We start from the raw sequence: 1,688 nt of genomic DNA, 5'->3' as shown, positions 1-1,688 counted from the left end.
GCGGTGCGGGCCCGCACCGCGCCTCCCGTCCGTCCGGGGCCGCTTCTCAGGCGCGACGGCGACGCAGCCGGTGGACCAGCACACCGCCGCCGGCGGCGAGCAGGCCCAGCGCCCACGCGAGCGGCCCGGAGGCGTCAGCGCCCGTGTAGGCGAGGTGCCCACCGCCGCCGGCCGTCGGGGTCGTGTCGCCGACGGTCGCGACCGACGGCCGCACGTCCACGTCGAACGTGGTCGAGACGTCACCGAGGGCGACCGTGATGGTGTGCGGCGAGGCGTGCGGGAACCCGACGCGGGGCTCCCACTCGCCGTACGGCAGCGTCACTTCGTCGCTGGCCACGCTGCTCGTCACGACGGGCTGCGCGCCGTCGGACTCCTTCGTGCTGTTCCCGAACGCGTCGAGGGCCGTCACCCGGACGACCATCGTCGCCCCCTGGGCCACCGGGACGGCGTCGACCGGGATCGACTTCGGGCTCTCCGCGAAGATCTCGCGCAGGCCCTCGGCGTCGCGGAGCCACCCCTTCGGCGACCCGATCGTGCCGACGAGCAGGCTGAGTTCCTCCGTCGCGGCGGGACGGATGGACAGGTGGACGTACTGGGTGGCAGCGCGGGACCCGTTCATGGCCATGACCTGGAAGTCGTACTCGCCGGCCACCGTCGGGGCGCCGCTCAGGACCCCGCTCGTGTCACCGACGGCGAGGCCGAGCGGTGCGATCGGGTGTTCGTTGCCCGGGACGGGGAACGCCGTCGGGCCGGTCAGCAGGACGTAGTGCAGCTCCGTCGACGACCCCGTCGCGGTGAAGGTGCGCTCGATCTGCTCGCCCGCGGTGGTCTCGATGCGGATGGGCGACTCGGGCGTCGAGGGCTCGGTGAACGTGATGGTGTCCGGGGCGGCGGGCTCGTCGGTGTCCTCGGCGCCGACCACGACCTCGAACGACGTGGAGACGCCCCCTTCGGAGACCGTCACGGTCCGGGTGCCGGTGCCGCCGAAGGTCACGGTGTTCGAGGAGTCCCCGTCGTTCCACACCGCCGAGTCGGAGTCGTCCGTGCTCGTGACCGTCGACCGGGGGTAGTCCGGGCCCGGCGTGGTCCGGTTGCCGTACGCGTCGACCGCGAGCCCGGCGAGCGTGAGCGGCGTGTCCTCGGCGACGGGGATGCTCGGCACGATGCGGACGCGGCCCTGACCGGCTGCCTGTTCCCAGATCGTGCCGTCGGTCTCGACCTGCCACAGCCCGTTGTAGTCGGGGGTGGCGACGCCGAACGTCACGCCCACGGGGTCGCCGGGTGCGACCGTCAGCTCGACGTACTGCGTGATCTCGGTCGAGCCGCTCAGGGCGACGACCTGGAACCGGAAGGTCCCGGCCTCCTTCGGGTCACCGCTCAGGACACCGGTGTCGACGTTGACCCAGTAGTCGGAGGACGGGGCGTCCTGGATGGCGTAGCCGACGGTGCCGTCGCCGCCGGTGGTCTCGAAGGTGCGCGTGAAGGGCGTGCCGCTGGTGGCGGTGAGCTCGATCGGGTCGTCGGCGGTCGACGGTTCCGTGAAGGCGAGGTCGCTGCCGTCCTCGGCCGCGGGTGCCGCGGGTGCCGCTGGTTTCGCCGGTGCGGCGGGTGCCGTGGGCTCTGGTGCCGGCGTTTCCGGGACCGCAGTCGGCGTCGGGTCGGTGGACGGGCCTCCCGGCTGCTCGTCG

General features: G+C 73.3%; 1 protein-coding gene. It reads right to left on the bottom strand.

Features of this window, described 5'->3' with window-relative positions; translation table 11 throughout:
• Positions 1 to 46: 46 nt before the first annotated feature.
• Positions 47 to 1,688 (bottom strand): hypothetical protein (locus BIU91_RS03235; RefSeq protein WP_171907764.1); only part of this gene is annotated, 1,642 nt, incomplete at its 5' end.

The organism is Curtobacterium sp. MMLR14_002 (assembly GCF_001864975.1).
Classification (GTDB): Bacteria; Actinomycetota; Actinomycetes; order Actinomycetales; family Microbacteriaceae; genus Curtobacterium; species Curtobacterium flaccumfaciens.
This window is presented reverse-complemented; position numbering and strand designations above follow the sequence as displayed.